This is a genomic window from Neobacillus drentensis (assembly GCF_036966985.1).
GTDB classification, from domain to species: domain Bacteria; phylum Bacillota; class Bacilli; order Bacillales; family Cytobacillaceae; genus Neobacillus; species Neobacillus drentensis_E.
Window position 1 is genome coordinate 354 of sequence record NZ_JBALSN010000752.1, and the last position, 901, is coordinate 1,254.

Genomic DNA, 901 nt, shown 5'->3' on the forward strand with positions numbered 1-901 from the left:
CTTTCATTTTTTTAATTTCAGGAGATTATTATTTAAGAACTCGATTAAATCCTAAAAGATCGTGGAGTAATATAGATTCAAAAAGTAAACACATATAATATAATTAATGGATGTAAGATCTACTATATAAGCAGGTGAAGCCCAATAAATGAAAAAATACGAAAATCAATTACCGACAACAATGACGATGGGATGGAAGTCGATGATCAGCATGCTGAGAGATTCTCTCACACGGGCTGCGAATCGGAGACCCAAGGCTGTCATCGATGCAGAAACATTCCTTCCAGCTGAGACCCTTTCAATCTCTGATGCTCCTCGGGTCACCTGGTTTGGCCACTCGGCTTTTTTTCTCGAAATAGAAGGCAAGAGACTTTTATTTGATCCCATGTTCGGTCCTCGTCCTTCCCCTGTTTCGTGGGCAGGTACCAAGAGATACAAAAATAATCTTTCTGTGCAACTGGAGGATTTTCCGACACTCGATGCAATCATTATTTCCCACGATCATTATGATCATCTAGATTACCAATCCATTCGTAAATTAAAGGGTAAAGCATCGCGGTTTTTTGTACCGCTCGGTGTTCGTCAGCGTTTGATTAAATGGGGCGTTCCTTCAGAAAAAATTTCCGAACATGCTTGGTGGGAGGAGTTGGAATTCAAAGGACTCACACTGGCTTGTACACCGGCAAGACATTTCTCAGGAAGGGGATTATTTGACCGTGATTCTACCATGTGGTGCTCTTGGGTCATTGCTGGCCGGGAGACGAAGATTTACTTTAGTGGAGACAGCGGATATGGTCCTCACTTTAAAGAAATTGGCGAAAAATATGGCCCGTTTGATTTAACGTTGTTAGAATGCGGGCAATACGACGAGCGATGGTCCAGTATTCATATGATGCCGGAA

Annotated in this window: 1 protein-coding gene; it reads left to right on the plus strand. The window is 42.1% G+C overall.

The genetic code is table 11. The features are described 5' to 3' along the window. Window positions 1-148: 148 nt before the first annotated feature. A partial coding sequence (locus V7659_RS31370; protein ID WP_335543891.1) for an MBL fold metallo-hydrolase occupies window positions 149-901 on the plus strand: 753 nt, incomplete at its 3' end.